This is a genomic window from Actinomadura sp. DC4 (assembly GCF_030406325.1).
Taxonomy (GTDB): domain Bacteria; phylum Actinomycetota; class Actinomycetes; order Streptosporangiales; family Streptosporangiaceae; genus Actinoallomurus.
Map to the genome: position 1 here is coordinate 456,275 of NZ_JAUEQY010000001.1, position 16,879 is coordinate 473,153.

The window sequence follows — 16,879 nt, forward strand, 5'->3', positions numbered from 1 at the left end:
TCCGCGGCCTCATCCGGCCGTGTGAACCGGGCCGCCGCCGGGGTCCTCGGCGGCGGCCCGGCTCAGCTGTAGCTGATGGTCGTGGCGGTCCTGACCGACCGGGACGGGACGGTGACCGTCAACGTTCTTCGGGTCGTGTCGTACTTCCAGTTCGTGGTCGACGTGCCGTTGACGGTGACCGTCGCCGGGGCGGTGGCGTTCGTGAAGACGGCGGTCCACTGGCGGTCCGTCGGCTGGCCGGTGTAGGTGCCCTGGGCCGCGGCGATGTTCAGCGTGTGGCCGGACTCCGTGGAGCGGATCGCGGTCGTCGACGACTGGCTCGCCGTCGTGCCATTGTCCTCGTACAGCGAGTACGAGCCGTCCGCGCCGCCGGCCACCGTCAAACTGACCTTTGTCAGCGGGTTCTGCACGTCATTGGAAACGTTGTCCGTACGCGTCGGCACGATGCCGCCCGAGCGTACGAAGACCGGCATCGAATTCCAGTCCGTCGTCACATTGGCGGTGGACGGGCCCGTGTACGTCGTCCCCGTGAAGTAGTCGGTCCATTTCCCGGGTGGGAACCAGACCGACGTCGTGGCGCTCGTTCCCGCGGACGCGACCGGGGCCACCAGCACGTCCGAGCCGTAGAAGTACTCACGCGACGCCGCGGAATAGGCCCCGGCCTGGTCCGGGTACTCCAGATACGTCGCCCGTACGGCGGGAACGCCCGTCACCGACGCCTCGTGCGCCAGACCGTACGTGTACGGGACCAGCGCCTCGCGCAGGTTCAGGAACTTCTCCGCCGCCATGCGCGCCGCGTCGCCGTACTGCCAGGGCAGGCGGTCGCTGTGGTTGCTGTGCAGGCGCAGGATCGGCTGGAACGCGCCCAGCTGCACCCACCGTACGTAAAGGTCGTCGGCGAGATGAGCGGGACCGTTGAAGCCGCCGATGTCGTGGCTCACCGCCGACAACCCGGTGGCCGCCGACTCGCCCGGCGTGTAGCCCGTCTCGAAAGCGAGCGTCTGCCAGTTCGACGTCGTGTCGCCCGTGAAATGCACCGTCGTACGCTTGTCCGCCCACGGGCCCGTCGGGACGCCCGCCTGGCCGCTGTAGCCCGACGACTGCAACGACCCGAACGCTCGCGAGAAGGCGAAGCCGCGGCCCACGTTCTTCGTCGTGTCCCAGGCGTACTGCTGGTTGATCCACGCGTCCGGAGTGACGCCCGCCATCGACGAGCGGGAGTCGTCGCAGCACCAGTCCAGCCACCAGAAGTCCGCTCCCTGGCGTTCCATCGTCTGGTGCAGGTCGAGGTAGGCCTTCAGCTGGGCGGGGTCGCTCCAGTCGAACACGTGGCACGTCTGCCCCGAGGGCGCGGAACACCCGCTCGTGGCGAGCTTTCCGCCGGCCGTCGCCTGGGCCGCGGCGTACTGCGGGTCGCCGCTCACGATGCTCGGATGGATGTTCAGCGTGTTGTGCAGCCCCTGGGCGGCCGACCACGAGAAGAACCCCGCAGGGTCGGGGAACTTCTTCGTGTCGATCTCCCAGCCGTCCCACGTGGCGGGCGACTTGAAGTCCGTGTCCGTCACCAGCACGTCGAGCGGCACGCCGTCGGAGCGGAACTTCGGAAGTACCGTGTTCTCATAATCCGCGGCGGTGTAGTCGTAATACTCCGAATACCACACGCCGTACGCCCAGCGGGGGAGCAGCCCGGACGGGCCGGTCAGGGTGGCCAGGTCGCGCAGGCCCTGCTTGTAGTCCTGGCCGTACCCGAACAGGTAGCCGTCCTGGTACGACCGGCCGCCCGGCCGCTGCTGCACCGTACGCGCGGCGGGGTCGTAGGTCGCCGACGTCGTGTCGTCCAGCAGGTACCAGCCGTCGCGGTAGAGCAGGCCCGGCGTCGTCGGGGCGGTTCCGCTCACGCCGTCCAGGCCGCGCCGGTACCCGCCCAGCGGGCTGTGCGGCAGGAGCACCGGTGACGTGGACGACGTGGCGGCGACCGTGTCGAGGTTGACGTGGCAACTGTCGGCGGCCGGGCAGCCGAGGGCGACCGAGTTCGAGCCCTTGACCAGGGTCACGGGCACGGTGACCGTCGACCAGGAGTCCCAGTCGGCCGTCGTCGGCAGGCTCACCGAGCCGCCGTTGACCGTCATCGTACGGACCGTGCCGCCGCCGTTGGAGTACCTCAGCTGCAGCGCGTACGAGCCGTCGGCGGGGACGTTCCGCAGGGCGACGGTGTCGGTCGCGCCGGCCTTCTCCAGGCCCGCGACGAAACCGCCGCCCGCGTAGCCGTTGTGGTCGGCGGCGACCGTGGCGCCGCCGGTGAGCGCCCCGTCCTCCGCCTCGCAGACCACCCCGTAGTCGCACGGAACGGCGACGGAGCCGGGCGCGGGGTAGGCCGCGCCGGGCGTGGTCACCGCGAGGCTGTCGACGTTGACGTTGCCCGAGTTGTTCGCGCCGCGGGAGACGACCAGGGTGTGGCGGCCGGCGGTCAGCGACAGGCTCAGCGCGGCGAAGTTCCAGGTGTTCCAGTCGGCCGTCGTCGGCATCGTCAGGGTCGACGCGGTGCCGCCGTCGACGGCGGCGCTCAGCGTACGGGTCGTGTTCTGCCCGTCGCCGCCCACGCTGTTGGCGTAGCGGAGCCGCAGATCGTAGGTTCCGGCGGCCGGCACGTCGAGCTGGTAGGTGAGCGAGGCGCCCACGCTCTGGAAACCGGCCGCGAAACCGGTCCCGGTGAAGCCGGTGTGGTCCGACGCGACGGTCACGCCGCCGGCGAGCGTGGTCTTCTCCGCCTCGCACAGCGCGCCGACGGCGCAGATCGCCGCGCCGGGGAAGGCGGGATGTGCCGTGACGCCTGCCTTGAGCGTCACTGAGACGTTCTGTGTGGTGAACGGGCCGGAGCCGACCTTGTAACGCAGCGTCAGCCGGTCGGTGGTGATCGTCAGCCACCCGTCCACGACCTGGGACGTGTAGGAGGGGGGCGTGAAGGTGTCGCGCCCGATGGCGTTGAACGTCGCCGCGTCGGTGAACTTGCCGTCGCCGGCGTACTCCATCCGGACCAGCGAGGGAGAGAGCACCTCGAAGCGGGCGTTGCCCGACACGACCGAGTGCCGGTGGACATCCGCCCTCGCCGGTGGTGAGACGACCGCGACCAGGCCGGCGATGACGGCCAGTACGGCCCCGATCGTTTTCGCTCGCACCAAAGCTGCCTTCACCGCACGCCTCCGGTGTTGCAAAATGTTGAATTAACTGCGCAGGCTGCACCAAAACGTTCGTTCAAGCGCAAAATGACACTTAGTCGGACGATGAGCAAGGGAACCGGCCATGCCATAACGGCCGAAGCCGGACAGGGCCGCGGGGGGTACGGCCGGAAACCCGGTTGTGCGCCGTCGGCCGTACCGGGGATCCTTCCAAGGTGCTCATCAGGGACGCCACCGTCGGCGACTGGGCCGCGATCAGGCCCTTCTTCCACGCGATCGTCGCCGCCGGCGAGACCTTCCCGTATCCGCTCGACCTGGACGACGATCAGGCCCGTGAGCTGTGGCTCGTGCCCGCGCCGGGCCGTACGACCGTCGCCGTGAACGAGTCGGGCGCCGTGCTCGGCTCGGCGAACATGTACGCGAACCGCCCCGGAAACGGCGCCCACGTCGCGAGCGCCAGCTACATGGTGGATCCGGCCCACGCCGGACGCGGCGTGGGCCGCGCTCTGTGCCAGGACTCACTCGCGTGGGCACGTACTGCGGGGTTTCGGGCCATGGTGTTCAACGCGGTCGTGGCGGCGAACGTACGCGCGGTGAGGCTGTACGAGTCGCTCGGCTTCAGCGTGCTGGGCACGGTCCCCGACGGTTTCCACCACCCCGCGGAGGGCTACGTCGGCCTGCACATGATGCACCGCGCCCTCTGACCCGTCACAGGCCGTGCTGGTCGAGGATCCGCATCAGGTTCCGTTTGCGGCGCTGGGCGGTGCGCAGTTCCGCGACGTAGGTCGTGCCCGCCGGTACACCTCCAGCGCGTGGCCGGGCGCTCCTCGCATGCGAGGTCGGCGAGGGCGAGCCACTGCCGGTCGGTGGCCCGCCCCCCGGCGGCCTGCCACGCGGCGTCGGCGTCCACGTCGCCCTCCAGACGGGCGATGTCCTCCCGGAGCAGCCTGGCGGTCCAGCCGCCGCGCCGAGACGCCCCGGCGACCAGTCCGGTGGACCTGGCACGTCCCTCGCCCCCGAGCAGGTCCCAGTAGTCCCCGAGATCGATCTCCGGCACGTACGACCAGTCGCCGAGCATGTGGGCGGCCAGCCACTCGGCGGTCTCCACCGGGTCGGCGGCGGCACACGCCTCGCGATGTGCCTCCTCGAGCTCCCCGGCGACCTCGCCGACGGCACCCGAGGAGTCGTCGATCTCCTCGTAGATCCGGCGGAGACGCTCGATCGCCTCCCGGGACATCGTCACCGTACCGGCCGCCTTCCCGGCGGCGGTCAGCGACCGCAGCGCGTCCACGGCCTCGCCGGCCTGCGCGGCGTACGCGGGCGCGTCGGCGTACTCGACCTGCCCGTACCGGCTGAACGGCGCCGGGTCGAGCAGTCGCATGATCTGCGGCCGGAGTGCGGCGATGTCCGCGCCGGCGTCCGTCACCCGTACCTCCAGCCGCAGGCGCAGGTCGTCGTCCTCATCGATGCGTTCCCGCAGGAGAGCGAGAGATCGTCACGCGGCAGGGTCTCCAGCCAGGCGTCCAGGCGCTGTCCGCGATCCTCGGCGGCGGCCCGCGCCTCCGGCAGGTCGATGCCACGGTTCAGCCCCACCGGGCCGACCGCGACGCAGTGCTTGCAGAAGTTACCGTCCAGGCCGAAGGGGCAGCCGCAGTGCCCGCCCACGCCCCCGTCCACGGTCAAGGTGACCTTGTAGACGTCGCCGCCCTGCACGAGGGCGGCGACGCCGTCGACGGTGACCTCCAGATCGGCGACTGCGCCGGGATACTCACCCGCTCGCGCGAACGAGCGCTCCCCGGCCCGAGCCTTCAGGTCGTCCGCGGTGAATGTCGAGACCACCGGACCATTCAATCGAAGACGCCCCGTTTCGGAGGCCGGAACAGGGAGGGATCAGCCGCAGCCCTCGAACTGGGGGACCGTCGTCGTCAGGTTCAGGTCCGTCGAGCCGAACCACTTCTTCAACAGCTTGCCCGCCGTCCCGTCCAGGTACATCTCCGTGATGGTCTTGTTGACGTCCTCGCATCCCGTCACGTCCGACTGGCCGATGCCCACGCCGTACCGCTCGTCGGAGATCGGGGCGTTCACGAACCGCACCGCCTTCCCCTTCTGCGCGGCGAAGCCCGCCAGGATCAGGTCGTCGGTCGAGATGGCGTCCAGGGAGTTGTCCGTCAGCTTGGCCAGGCAGTCGCCGTACGTCGGGACCTTCACCAGCTGCGCCGCGACGTTCCGCTCGACCGTCACGCGCTGCCAGGACACCGAGCCGTTGACCGCGCACAGCCGCCGGCCCGCCAGGTCGCGGACGTTGCGGATGCCCGTCTCGTTCGTGCGGACGAGCGTGTCCTGGTGGGCCACGTAGTACGGCCCGGCGAAGGCGACCTTCGTCTTGCGTTCCGGGGTGATCGAGTAGCTGGAGACGACCAGGTCGACCTTGCCCGTCTGGATGGCGCTCTCGCGGCCGGAGGGCGTGACGACCTTGAACTCGATCTTCTTCGGCTTGTTCTCCAGGTGCGCCGCGATGTAGCGCGCGACGTCGATGTCGAAGCCCGCGAACGTGCCGTCGGGCTTGCGCAGGCCCAGGCCCGGCTGGTCCTTCGCGACGCCGATCGTGAGGGTGTCCTTGCCGGTGATGGACGAGCCCGAACCTCCGGTGCCACACCCCGCAACGGCGACCGCCAGCGCAAGCGCGGCGCCGATTCGACCTACTCGCATGACTCGCTCCCTCACCGGAACTCCGACAGCCGCGGTCGTACGCCGACCAGGATCAGCAGCACGAGCACGACCGCCGCCACGGGCAGGCCCACGTTCCAGCCGCTCAGCCCGTCGTCGCCCTTGCCGATGGCGTCCGCGAAGGCCTTCTGGTGGATGGCCGTCAGCGACACGAGCGACTGGTCGTACGCGCTGAAGTCCTTCGACGCGGTGTCCATGCGCAACGCGATCGCGGCGTGGCGGCCGCCCGGGCTCGTCGCCAGCGAACGCATGCGGCTGTCGTCGTGCTGGACGCCCTCATAGCCCTGGAGCGTCTTGTCCAGCGCCGCGCCCTGCCCCGGCAGGGTGACGTGCTGCGCCTCGGCGCCGAGGAAGCCCATGAAGCCGGAGCGGGCGGCCACGCGCTGGTCGAGCTGCTTGTAGTACGTGCTGAGGTTCCCCGCCGGGACGTAGAGGATCTCCTGGGACTTGTCCAGGTAGACCTGCTCGTAGGTGTCGGCGAGGCCGGGGTCGAGCAGGTAGCGGGTCTCGTCGGCGTTGGCGTTGTTGCTGATCGCGCGGGCGCGCGACAGCGACAGCACCGAGTCGAACCCGTCCTCCTTGGCCTTCTTGAGCTGCGCGGCCTGGCTCGTCAGCACCCCGACGGTGACCGCGACGAGGACCAGCGTCGCCAGGGTCGCGAGGGCGAGCACCGGGTTGACCAGCCGCCGGAAGTGCACGGCGAGATAGCCCTGCAGCCCGATGAGCACGACGAGAAGAAGGGCGCCGGCGAGCAGCACCCACACGCGCCCGTTCAGGATCGCCGAGTGCTTGGACTCATACGTCCGCCGCACCGTCGTGCCGTTGTCGAGGGTCAGGTTGTACGCCTTGGGCAGCACGTCGAGCTTCATCAGGTCGGTGGCCTGGCGGTAGAGCGCGCCGACCTCCGCGCTGGGCGGCCCGGCCGCGTGGGGCTGGCGCTGGTCGAGCTGCAGCGCCTGGCCGGCGAGCTGCTCGTACCGGCCCAGCGCGTCGAGCACCGACCGCGCGGTCTGCTGCTCCGCCGGGTCGTCGCGTGCCAGGTTGGAGCCCTGGAGCAGCGCGCGGTGCGCCTCGGAGCGCCGCTGGTCGTACACCTGCAGGGCCTTCGCCCGGCCGGCGCCGAGGTTCTCGCGGCCCATGAGGATGACGGCGGCGAGCTGGGCGTCCATGTCGCTGAGCGCGAAGTACAGGTCGCCGGTGGCGACGACCTGCGGGCCGGCGTCGTGGCCGATGACCCGCAGCCCGTCGCGCGCGTCCCCGACGGCGAACCACGAGACGGTGAACATCGCCGCCACGGCCAGGACCGCCAGGAACGCGATCGCCCTGATCCGTCCCGGAAGCGACCGGATCCTGACGAGCCGCGTCACACCGCCCTGCCGGGCCGGCGGTCGTGACGGCGGAGCCGCTGTGATGGTCACGGCCTCAACCTCTCCGAAGGGTGATGGTGGTCCAGACGCCGATGTGGATGCGATCGCCGTCGCCGACCGGTACCTCCACGTTGACCGGGATCGGGTCCTCGGCGCCGTTGACCGTGGTGCCGTTGGTGGAGCCCGGGTCGACCAGTGTCCAGGTGCCGTCGGGCTTGGCGAGCAGCACCGCGTGGGTGTGCGAGGCGCCGGGGTCCTCGGGCGGCTCGCTCAGGTCGATCTCCGGCACGGTGCCCTGCGAGACGCTGCGCCGCCCGATGCGGACCTGCGGCCTGTCCAGCGCGATCTGACGCTCCGGGCAGTACGGCGGGAACGTGAAGGCGCCGTCCTCCCCGCTCTGCCGCAGCACGCTCTCGTAGTAGTCGCGGTCGGCGACGACGAGGGCCGTCCAGGAGGCGGGCGCGTCGGAGGCGGGCGCGGCCGGCGTACGGGACCGCCCGGCGCCCCACCGGCTGGTCACCGCGTCCTCTTCCTCGGCGGGCGGCTCGACCGGGGGAGGTGGCGGAGGTGGCGGCGCCGGCGCGCGCCCGGCCCCGACCGCGAAGTCATACCCGCAGCTCTCACAGAACCGGCCGGTACGCGGCGCCGAGCACTCCGGGCACGCACCACCCGCGGGCGCGCCGGCGCCGGGCGAGGGCACCGGCGGAGCACCGCCCGCGATGCGGGTCCCGCAGACGTCGCAGTAGTCGTCGGCGCCGGAGGAGTGCCCGGCCGGACAGGTCGGCATGCTCAGGCCCCGCCCTTACGGGTGCGTACGGTCTTGCTCGACTGGGTGTCCAGCGACATCTCGTCGACCTTCTCGACGTTTCTCTTCAGCCGTACGGTCCCGGTCGCGTGGTCCTCGATGTCGACGACCTTGTCCAGCAGGCCGGCGATCCGGTCGTTGCCCGACTCGTGGGCCAGCTTGACCGCGCGGCCGAGCCGGGCGGTCGCGGTGTCGAGGTCGCCGTCCTTGCGGGCCTGCAGCCCCTCCTGGATGGCGTCGGCGAGCTCGGCCTGCCCGGTGAAGTGCGCGACCTTGGGGTTGATGCGGGTCGACTGGACCTCGTCGTCGGTCCACTCGGCCAGGACGTTGCCCGTCGCCAGCACCTGCTCGGCCGACCCGCCCGAGCCCGGCAGCACCAGCTTGACCCAGGCCGCGCGCAGCTCCTGGCCGATCGTGCCCGGGGGCACCTCGACGCAGATGTGGTAGTCGCGGCTCTCCGCGCCCCACGCGCCGATCGGGTAGTCGCCGGCGCGCGGTCCGGCGTCGACGCGCTTGCCGGTCAGGTCCTCCACCGAGGGCGTGACCTGCTTGACGAAGCGCAGCCGGGCGTTCTGCGGCGTCCAGACGCGCAGCGCGACGTCGGCGACCGCCTTGCCCATCGCCGCCTCGGTCATCGCGCGGAAGTCGGCGACCAGGTCGCTGGGGTCGGCGACGAGGTCGACGCTGCCGAGCATCGTCGAGGCCACCTTGCGCAGCTCGGCGACCTCCCAGTCGGTGCCGACGCCGCGGCAGTCGCAGACGAAGTGGCCCGTGCAGGACCGCAGGTTGGCGTCGAGCTGCTCGGGGCTCTCGTGCTGGTTCTTGCCGTCGGTGAGGAGGATCGCGTGCCGGATGCCGCCCTGGTACGGGGCGAAGAGGCGGTCGGCCAGGTTGAGCCAGGCGCCGATCGCGGTGCCGCCGGCCGGGCGTACGGCGTCCAGCGCCGCCTTGGCCTGCTGCCGGGTGTGCACGTTCGCCGGGACGAGCTGCTCGTTCGGCGGGTACACCATGCGGGCCCGCGCGGAGCCGGAGACCACCGCGAAGTTCACGCCGTCGCGCAGGGCGTCGACCGCGGTCTGCGCGGCCCGGATCGCCGAGGACATCTTCGTCCGCGGGTAGTCCATGGACCCGGAGGTGTCGATGATGATGACCTCGGCCGCGGACGTGGTGTTCACCGGGCCCGCCGCCGGCGTTCCGCTCGCCTCGACTGTCATGATCGCGTGCACCTCCTGCCCGCCCTCGGGGAGGTACTTGTTCTGGTCGATCGTGAACGTGAAGTCGGGGGTGCCGCTCATGGGGCCTCCTTCGTCGGAGGAGTGACCAGAGCGCTCCGCTCTCTCATTCGGCCTGCTCCTGGTTCGGGTGTGCGGAAGGCGTGAAGGGGATGACGACGACGGTGATGTTGTCCCGCCCGCCGGCCTCGAGCGCGAGCTGGGTGAGCGCGCGGGCCGCCGCCAGCGGCGCCGACGCGGCGTCCGGGGCGGCCGCGGCCAGCTCGGCGGGCTCGGGCAGGTAGTTCCACAGGCCGTCGCTGCACACGAGGACCACGCCCGCCTCGTCCGGGGTGATCGTCCGTACGTGGGTGTCGAGCTCGCCCGCGTCCGCGCCGAGCCAGGCGGTGATGACGTGCGCGTTCGGGTGCCGCTCGGCCTCCTCCTCGGTCATCGCGCCGGAGGAGACCATCTCTCCGGCCCAGGAGTCGTCGTCGGTCAGCCGCTCTCCGCCTCCGCCCGCGGGCAGCCAGTACGCGCGGCTGTCGCCGATCCAGCCCACGGTCACCGATCCGCCGTGCGCCAGGGCCGAGACGTAGGTGCAGGACGGCGGCTCGCCGGCCGGCTGTGTGGTCTCACCGCTCGGCGGCGCGACCAGCCCGGCCACGGCCTCGGCGGCCCGCTCGGCGGCGGTACGGGTGGCGGTCTCGGCGTCGGTGCCGGAACCGTGCAGCTCCGCCAGGGCGGCGGCGCCCGTGTCGGCGGCGATCCGGGACGCCTCCTCGGGCCGCGAGGAGGACGAGACGCCGTCGCACACGACGGCGGCCACGCCGCCGGCGGTGCCGGTCAGCGCCATCGCGTCCTCGTTGCGGCTGTGCCGCAGCCCGCGGTCGCTGACCCCGGCAGAGCCCGCGGCCTCGGCCTCGACGTGGTCGGTGCCGTCGGGCTGCCGTAGCCCGCACTGGTCGCAGTAGCCGTCCCCGCTGATCGCGCTCGCTCCGCAGCCGGGGCAGCGGCGTACGGGGGCGTCGAGCCGATGGCCGCACGCCTCGCAGTAGTCCTCGCCCGGGTATACGGGCGTGTCACAGGCGGGGCAGGTCTGTTCCTCGGTCACGGCGGCCATCAGATCAGCGTCCTCGGCCGCGCGGCGTTGGCCCGTACGACCAGGGCGTGCCGCTCGGCGGGGGTGTCGGCGAGCCGGGCCAGCGCCCGGTAGGTCTCCTCCAGGCGGCCGCGCAGCGCGCGTTCGGTCAGCGGCGCGTCGAACAGCCTCCCGTGCATCCTCGGGCCGCCGGACGCGCGCGCCCAGGTGAGGGCGGTCTCCAGCACCTCGGCCACCAGCCGTCCGCGCCGTTCGCCGTCGAGCCGTAGCGTCGTGAGCCGGGTGCCGGCGTCGACCAGGTCCGGCTCGGTCAGCTCGGCCGGCGTACGGCTGCGGATCGCCGTCGCCACCGCCGCGACCTGCGCGGCGACGTGGTGACTGGAGACGCTCGGCACCGAGTCGAGCACCTGGACGGCGGCGGGCCGGTCGCCGGTCACCAGCCGCGCGCGGGCCAGCCCGAAGGCCGCGCTGATGTAGCCGTTGTCGGTCCGCCACACCCGTTCGTACAGGTCGGCGGCTCCCGCGTGGTCGCCGCGGTGGCCGCGGCAGTAGGCGAGGGCGAGCTTGGGCGGCGCCTCACCGGGCAGCAGGGAGTAGAGCTCGTCGAACAGGCCTTCCGCCTGCCCGACGTTCCCCGAGGCCAGGACGGCGACCGCGCGGTACCACAGGATCCGCCAGTCGCCCGGGCGCTCGGTCTCCAGCTCGTCGAGCAATCGGTGCGCCTCATCGGACTCGCCGAGCTCGATCCGGACGCGCGCCAGCGTCAGGCGGACCTCCGGGGAGCTGACCTGGGCGCTCTGCAGCGCGCCGACGAGCTGCTCCGGCTCGGCGGTGGTCAGCCCGGCGAGGAAGCCCGCGGCGGGGTCGGCGCCGTCCACGAGCGGCGTCGGCAGCGCGTTCGCGATCTCGTCGGGGTCCGGCAGGCCGAGCACCAGGCCCGTACCGTCGGCGATCTCGGTGCCGACCGCCCGCAGCTCCATGCCGAACAGCGACGACGGGCCGGGGCGCGGCCGGCCGTCCTCGGCCGACAGCACCTCGCGCAGCACGCCGGTGAGCTGGTCGGCCATGTCCGCGGCGTCGGCGAAGCGCGCCTCGGGGTCGAGGTGGGTGGCGCGCCGCAGCAGCCGGTCATAGGACTCGAACCGCTGCAGCAGCGGCACCTCGCCACGGTCCGGCAGGTGGTCGGCGTAGGTGGTGGTGAACCCCTTGAACGGGAAGCTCAGCACGGCGAGCGTGCGCCCCACGGTGTAGATGTCGGAGCTGATCGAGGGCCCCAGGTCCGCGATCTCGGGGGCCTGGTAGCCGACGGTCCCGTAGATGGCGCTGTCCATGTCCTCGATGCGGCGCACCCCGCCGAGGTCGACGAGCTTGAGCTGCTCGTCGGACTGGATGGCGTTGTCCGGCTTGAGGTCGCAGTAGAGCAGCCCGACCCCGTGGAGGTAGCCGAGCGCGCGCAGGAGCTCCAGCCCGTACGCGATGGCCTGGCCGATCGGCAGCGCGTCCTCGCCCGCCTGGCGGCGTTCGAGCAGCACGTCCTTGAGCGGCTTGCCGCCCACGTACTCCATGACGATGTAGCCGGAGCCGCCGTGCTGGACGAAGTTGTAGATCTTGACGACGTTGGGGTGCTCGACCTCGGCGAGGAACGAGCGCTCGGCCGCGGCCGCCGCCAGCGCGTCGGCGTCGCCGGTGTCGAGCAGGCCCTTGAGGACCACCCAGCGGTCGTTGACGTTGCGGTCGCGCGCGAGGTAGATCCAGCCGAGGCCGCCGTGGGCCAGGCAGCCGAGCACCTCGTACTGGCCGCCGACCAGGTCGCCCGCCCCGAGCTTGGGCGCGAAGGAGAACCCGGTGCCGCAGTTGGGGCAGAAGCCCTCGGTACGGCCCGGCCGCCCGCCGCGCGCCCGCCCGACCGGCTCACCGCACTTGCTGCAGAACCGGCGGTTCTCGGCGACCTCGGGGTTCTGCTTGACGGCCGTGGCCGGGTCGCGGACCGGGACGCGGGGCACCTCGACCAGGCCGACGCCGAGCATGCCGCGCCCGGACGTGCGCGAGCGCGTCGAGCCGGTGCGGATGCTCCGGCCGGACCTCGTGCTGCCGGTCGGCGTGCTGCCGGTCATCCGGCCGCTGGGCGCGGGCGCGCTGGGCACGCTCGGCTTCGCCGCGGGCGCCATCCCGCAGGTGGAGCAGTAGCCGTCCTCGATGATCCCGCCGCAGTCCGGCTGCGTGCAGCGCGCGTCCGAGGCCGGCGCGGAGACCGGCGCGGAGACCGGCGCGGGGGCGGCGGCCGGCGCGGCGGGGGAGGACGGGGCCATGCCGCATGTGTCGCAGTAGCCGTCCTCGATCGTCCCGCCGCAGCCCGGCTGGGCGCAGCGGCCCGCTGGGGCGCTCGCCGGCGAGGGTGCCGCGGATGCAGGTGCCATACCGCATTGGACGCAGTAGCCGTCCTCGATCGTTCCCGCGCATCCCGGCTGAGTGCACCGAATCATCAGCTCGTCCCCTCTTTCGGCTCTTTCGGCGATGCCGAGTGCGATGCGATCGCCCGCTGGTAGTCCGCCAGCGCCACCGTGGCCCGCCGCAGGTCGCACGGAGACGTCCAGAGCAGGTCGTGCGCCTGCTGGTGCAGGTCGGTCAGGGCGGTGTCCTCGGCCAGGCCGAGCCGTCCCGCCTTGGCCTTGTACGCGTCGAGCCGTCCCCGCAGCTCCTCACGCCGGTCCAGGAGCCCGGTGATCAGCCCGGTGGTCGCGCGCGCCTGGTCGAGCGCGGTGGCCGCGGCGCGGTCGAGCTCGCCGGCGCGGGTGGCCAGCTCGATCCAGCGGCCCTCGCCGCGCAGCCCGTCCAGTGCCGCGAGGCGGTCGCGCAGCGCGGCGGAGTAGGCGGGCAGCTCGGGCAGCGCCGGTGAGGCGATCTTGGCGAGCACACGGTCCTGGGCCTCCACGGCCTCGCGCTCGGCCGTCTCGACCAGTTCGATCGTCGCCGCGATGTCGCCGGCGCGCTGGTCGTGCTCGTCTCGTACCCGTACGGCGTCCTCGAGGCGGCCGCGCAGCGCCGCCAGCTCACGGCCGATCTCCTCGATCCGGCTCGTGTCGGCCCGCCCGCCGGACGCCAGCGACATCGGGTCCGAGCGCGCGGTCGCGCGTGCCTCGGCGAGCCGCTCGGAGATCCGGTCGAACTCCGGTTCGTGCAGGCCGAGTGAGGCGTGCAGCGCCTCCACGGCGCGCGCGGCCTCCTCCACCTCGCCCAGGGAGGTGAGCAGCGCCGACCAGACCTCGTTGACCGAGGCGACAAGGCCGGCGGTCCCCTCGTACAGCGGGTTCATGCGCTGGACGACCCCGTCGAGGGACAGCCACTCGCCGGTGGGGCCGAGCAGGGTCCGCTCCTCGAGGGGGATCTCGCCGCTCGACAGCTCGACGGAGGTGCCGGACAGCAGCCGCGTGAGCTCGGCGAGCTCGACCTGGCTGGGCTTGTTGTGCCGGGCCCGCAGCTCCTCGGCCTCGGCGAGGACCCTCCCGTACGCGTCGAAGAGCTTCCAGAGCGTGGCCATCCGCCCGCTGATGTCGGCCCAGGCGCGCTCGGTGGCGCCGGTCAGCGGGGTGCCCTTCAGCAGCTGGAAGCCCTGGTGCGCCTCCAGCTCGAGCAGGACACGGGTGATGCGTTCGCTTTCGCCCTTCAGCCGTTCGAGCCTACGGTCGATCTCGTCCCGGTTCATCGACCGGCCGACTCCTGCGTCCCCCAGCAAACTGGCCTCGTTCGTACTTGGTACCCCGTGCGCGCTCCGGCGAGATACGAGGGTTCAAGCCATTGGCCCGGTTCCCCCCGCTTGTAGGTGGATCAGTTTCCACCAAAACAGATGGTCATCACAAGCGATCGGGCAATACCGGGGCATGCCGTCGCGGGGAGCGTGAGGGCCTGGCGCGACCGGATGTCGCGCGATCCGGCGCCGAGCATGACGAGGTACCTCCCGCCGGCGACCCGCCACGCGTGCGCGGAGGTGTCCCAGGAGGCGAAGGACCGCGGCGTCAGGTGGAAGGTCACGTGCCGGGTGCGGCCCGGCGCCAGCCGGACCTTGGTGAACCCCTTGAGCTGGGCCGGCGGCTCGTCCGGCGCCCCGACGTAGAGCTGGGGGACCGCGGTGCCGGTGCGGCGGCCGGTGTTGGTGACGTCCGCGCCGACCGTGACGTCCCCGCCGTGGCGGCGCACGGTGAGATGCCGGTACGCGAACGTCGTGTAGGACAGGCCGTACCCGAACGGGTACAGCGGCTCGATGTTCTTCTCGTCGTAGTGCCGGTAGCCGACGCGGAGGCCCTCGGAGTAGGTCGCGACGCCGCCCACGCCCGGGTACTGCTCCGGTGTGCTCGCCGGAGTGTCGGCGAGGCTCCTGGGGAAGGTGATCGGCAGCCGCCCGGACGGGTCGGCGTCGCCGAGCAGCACGTCCGCCGCGGCGTTGCCGTCCTCCTCACCCGGATACCAGGCCTGCACCACACCGGCCACCTCGCCGGCCCACGGCATCAGCACCGGGCCACCGGTGTTCAGGACCACGACCGTACGCGGGTTGGCGGCGGCGACCGCCTCGACCAGCCGGTCCTGGTGGCCCGGCAGGGCCAGGCCGGTCCGGTCGATCGCCTCGGTGTCCTTGTTCGCCACGAACACCACGGCGGTGTCGGCCCTCTTCGCGGCGGCCACGGCCTCCTCGATCTGGACGTCCGGGGCGTTCGCGGGCGGCGCCCAGGACAGCTCGATCATGGCCTGGCCGGCCGGCTTGGCCCAGTCGACGCGGATCGGGTGCGGCTGCCCGGCGGTCAGGTGCACGGTGACGGACCTGGTGACGCCGGGGAAGCCGCCGCCGTTGTCGAGCACGCTCCTGCCGTCCAGGTAGAGCGTCGCGTGCGCGTGGTTGGTGAGGTTGAAGGTGTAGTCGCCGTCGACCGGCGCGGCGAACGTGCCGCTCCAGCGGACCGACCAGCCGTTCGGCGGCAGGCCCGGCGCGGGGATCCCGCCGGTCGGGTCGGTGTCGATCCACGGGTCGACGCGGGTCAGCGTCGGGTCGCCGCTCCAGGTGGTGTTGGCGTAGTAGCGGGCGGTCCAGCCGTGCGCGCCGTTCTCGGCGGTCACCGCGTACGAGGGCAGCGCGGGCTGCGGGCCGAGGTCGACCGGCGGCATGCCCTCGGCGTAGGTCACCTTGACGCCGCGCTTCCGGAACGCCCCCAGCGGGCTGACCTTGTACAGGGGCGCGACGCCGGAGCTGCCGCCGCCGGTGGCGACCGCGGTGCCCGCGCCGGGGCCGATCAGCGCCACCTCCCTGTCCTTGCGGAGCGGCAGCACCCCGCCGGCGTTCTTCAGCAGGACCGTCCCGGCCTCGGCCGCGGCGCGGGAGACGGCGCCGTCGCGCCGCGCGTCGATCGGCGTCGTCGTCTCCGTACGGTCGAAGAGCCCGAATCGGAACATCGTGGTGAGGATCCGGTGCACGTGCTCGTCGACGGTGGCGATCGGGACCTGCCCGGACCGCACGGCCGCGATGAGCGGGTCGCCGTAGTGCGCGCCGCTCGGAAGCTCGAGGTCCAGGCCGCCGGTGGCACAGCGGACCGTGTCGTGGCAGGAGCCGAAGTCGGAGACGACGAACCCCTGGTAGCCCCAGTCGTTCTTCAGCACGCCATTCAGCAGGTCCTGGTGCTCGCAGGCGTACGCGCCGTTGACCTTGTTCTTGGAGCACATGATCGAGCCGGAGCGCTTCGCGGACTCCTCGAAGGCCGGCAGGTAGATCTCGTGCAGCGTGCGCTCGTCGATGTGCTCGTCGACGGTGTCGCGGTTCACCTCCTGGTTGTTGGCCAGGTAGTGCTTGGCGTCGGCGATCACGCCCTGGGACTGGATGCCGTCGATGTTGCCCGCGGCGATCCGCCCGGCGAGATAGGGGTCCTCGCCGTACGCCTCGAACGTGCGCCCGTTGAGCGGCGTACGGGCGATGTTGATGTCCGGGCCCTCCATCAGGTTGCGCCCGGTGTCGCGGGTCTCGCGGCCCTCGACGACGCCGTACGCGCGTGCCATCGACGGGTCGAAGCTCGCCGCCAGGCCGAGCGGCGCGGGCATCGCCGTGGTCTGGGCCTGGACCGGGCCGCTGGAGCCGACGCCGGCCGGCCCGTTGTTGAGCAGCAGCGCGGGCACGCACAGGCGCGGGACCGGCGGGACCTCGCGGTCGTGGGTGCTGTCGGAGATGGCGTGCATCATGCCGGCCTTCTCCTCCAGGGTCAGCCGGGCGAGCACGAGGTCGGCGCGGTGGCCGGGCGACAGACGGGTGTCCATCCAGGCGGAGCAGCCGGTATCCGCGGCACGGGCGGGGCCGGCCGCGGTCAGGCCGGCGAGCGTCAGCACGAGCGCGGCGGCGGCGTGCGCGGTTGTCGGCAAGGGACGCCTCATACGGCGGCACCCCGCCCCGGCACGGTCCCGTGCGCGGTCGAAACGGTGTACATGATCCTCCTCGGAGATCGTGCCGGAAGCGGGGA

The 16,879-nt window shown here is 72.3% G+C and carries 13 protein-coding genes; 2 read left to right on the forward strand and 11 right to left on the reverse strand.

The features are described 5' to 3' along the window. Nucleotides 1–62 precede the first annotated feature (62 nt). Nucleotides 63–3,176 (reverse strand): TIM-barrel domain-containing protein, encoded by a 3,114-nt coding sequence (locus tag QWU11_RS02015; RefSeq protein ID WP_290103220.1) that lies wholly within the window; start codon nt 3,174–3,176, stop codon nt 63–65. A 215-nt stretch (nt 3,177–3,391) separates the two neighbouring features. Between QWU11_RS02015 and QWU11_RS02020 the strand changes: the two genes are divergently transcribed. Beyond that, nucleotides 3,392–3,880, forward strand: coding sequence for a GNAT family N-acetyltransferase (locus tag QWU11_RS02020; protein ID WP_290103221.1), 489 nt, complete (start codon nt 3,392–3,394; stop codon nt 3,878–3,880). On the opposite strand, the gene QWU11_RS02025 is transcribed toward QWU11_RS02020, so the two are convergent. From QWU11_RS02025 to QWU11_RS02060, 8 genes are read right to left on the reverse strand one after another with little or no spacing between them, the layout of a single operon-like run. Beyond that, nucleotides 3,844–4,602 carry a hypothetical protein gene (locus QWU11_RS02025; RefSeq protein ID WP_290103222.1) on the reverse strand — a complete coding sequence of 253 codons (759 nt, stop codon included), beginning with the start codon at nt 4,600–4,602 and terminating at the stop codon, nt 3,844–3,846. The genes QWU11_RS02020 and QWU11_RS02025 overlap by 37 nt on opposite strands. Beyond that, on the reverse strand, nt 4,599–5,015 hold the full coding sequence (locus tag QWU11_RS02030) for a hypothetical protein (protein ID WP_290103223.1): 417 nt from the start codon (nt 5,013–5,015) through the stop codon (nt 4,599–4,601). The genes QWU11_RS02025 and QWU11_RS02030 overlap by 4 nt, the downstream gene beginning before the upstream one ends. Nucleotides 5,016–5,066: 51 nt before the next feature. Beyond that, the gene (locus tag QWU11_RS02035) at nt 5,067–5,885 is read right to left on the reverse strand and encodes a glutamate ABC transporter substrate-binding protein (protein WP_290103224.1); all 819 of its coding nucleotides are present in this window, start codon (nt 5,883–5,885) and stop codon (nt 5,067–5,069) included. 11 nt (nt 5,886–5,896) lie between these two features. Then, nucleotides 5,897–7,321 carry a hypothetical protein gene (locus tag QWU11_RS02040; RefSeq protein WP_290103225.1) on the reverse strand — a complete coding sequence of 475 codons (1,425 nt, stop codon included), beginning with the start codon at nt 7,319–7,321 and terminating at the stop codon, nt 5,897–5,899. Nucleotides 7,322–7,325: 4 nt separating this feature from the next. Then, entirely contained in the window at nt 7,326–8,057 is a 732-nt protein-coding gene (locus QWU11_RS02045) for an FHA domain-containing protein (RefSeq protein ID WP_290103226.1), read from the reverse strand. Between the two features lie 2 nt (nt 8,058–8,059). Then, the gene (locus tag QWU11_RS02050) at nt 8,060–9,370 is read right to left on the reverse strand and encodes a VWA domain-containing protein (protein WP_290103227.1); all 1,311 of its coding nucleotides are present in this window, start codon (nt 9,368–9,370) and stop codon (nt 8,060–8,062) included. 43 nt (nt 9,371–9,413) lie between these two features. Next, nucleotides 9,414–10,409: a protein phosphatase 2C domain-containing protein gene (locus tag QWU11_RS02055; protein WP_290103228.1), complete on the reverse strand. Its 996-nt coding sequence runs from the start codon at nt 10,407–10,409 to the stop codon at nt 9,414–9,416. Continuing rightward, nucleotides 10,409–12,556, reverse strand: a complete 2,148-nt coding sequence (locus QWU11_RS02060) for a serine/threonine-protein kinase (RefSeq protein ID WP_290103333.1) — start codon at nt 12,554–12,556, stop codon at nt 10,409–10,411. Before QWU11_RS02060 ends, QWU11_RS02055 begins: the two co-directional genes overlap by 1 nt. A 28-nt stretch (nt 12,557–12,584) precedes the next feature. Between QWU11_RS02060 and QWU11_RS02065 the strand changes: the two genes are divergently transcribed. Continuing rightward, nucleotides 12,585–12,716 carry a hypothetical protein gene (locus QWU11_RS02065; RefSeq protein WP_290103338.1) on the forward strand — a complete coding sequence of 44 codons (132 nt, stop codon included), beginning with the start codon at nt 12,585–12,587 and terminating at the stop codon, nt 12,714–12,716. A gap of 154 nt (nt 12,717–12,870) precedes the next feature. Here QWU11_RS02065 and QWU11_RS02070 read toward each other — a convergent pair whose 3' ends face one another. Both QWU11_RS02070 and QWU11_RS02075 read right to left on the reverse strand, forming a co-directional pair. Beyond that, nucleotides 12,871–14,091, reverse strand: a complete 1,221-nt coding sequence (locus QWU11_RS02070) for a hypothetical protein (RefSeq protein WP_290103229.1) — start codon at nt 14,089–14,091, stop codon at nt 12,871–12,873. A gap of 122 nt (nt 14,092–14,213) precedes the next feature. Beyond that, nucleotides 14,214–16,781: a glycoside hydrolase family 3 C-terminal domain-containing protein gene (locus QWU11_RS02075; RefSeq protein WP_290103230.1), complete on the reverse strand. Its 2,568-nt coding sequence runs from the start codon at nt 16,779–16,781 to the stop codon at nt 14,214–14,216. Between the last annotated feature and the right edge of the window lie 98 nt (nt 16,782–16,879).

Excerpts from the sequence above, each read along its gene's own strand:
- QWU11_RS02035 (WP_290103224.1), bottom strand. The coding sequence starts at position 5,885 with ATGCGAGTAGGTCGAATCGGCGCCGCGCTTGCGCTGGCGGTCGCCGTT.
- QWU11_RS02045 (WP_290103226.1), bottom strand. The coding sequence starts at position 8,057 with ATGCCGACCTGTCCGGCCGGGCACTCCTCCGGCGCCGACGACTACTGC.
- QWU11_RS02050 (WP_290103227.1), bottom strand. The coding sequence starts at position 9,370 with ATGAGCGGCACCCCCGACTTCACGTTCACGATCGACCAGAACAAGTAC.
- QWU11_RS02055 (WP_290103228.1), bottom strand. The coding sequence starts at position 10,409 with ATGGCCGCCGTGACCGAGGAACAGACCTGCCCCGCCTGTGACACGCCC.
- QWU11_RS02060 (WP_290103333.1), bottom strand. The coding sequence starts at position 12,556 with ATGGCGCCCGCGGCGAAGCCGAGCGTGCCCAGCGCGCCCGCGCCCAGC.
- QWU11_RS02065 (WP_290103338.1), top strand. The coding sequence starts at position 12,585 with ATGATCCCGCCGCAGTCCGGCTGCGTGCAGCGCGCGTCCGAGGCCGGC.
- QWU11_RS02070 (WP_290103229.1), bottom strand. The coding sequence starts at position 14,091 with ATGAACCGGGACGAGATCGACCGTAGGCTCGAACGGCTGAAGGGCGAA.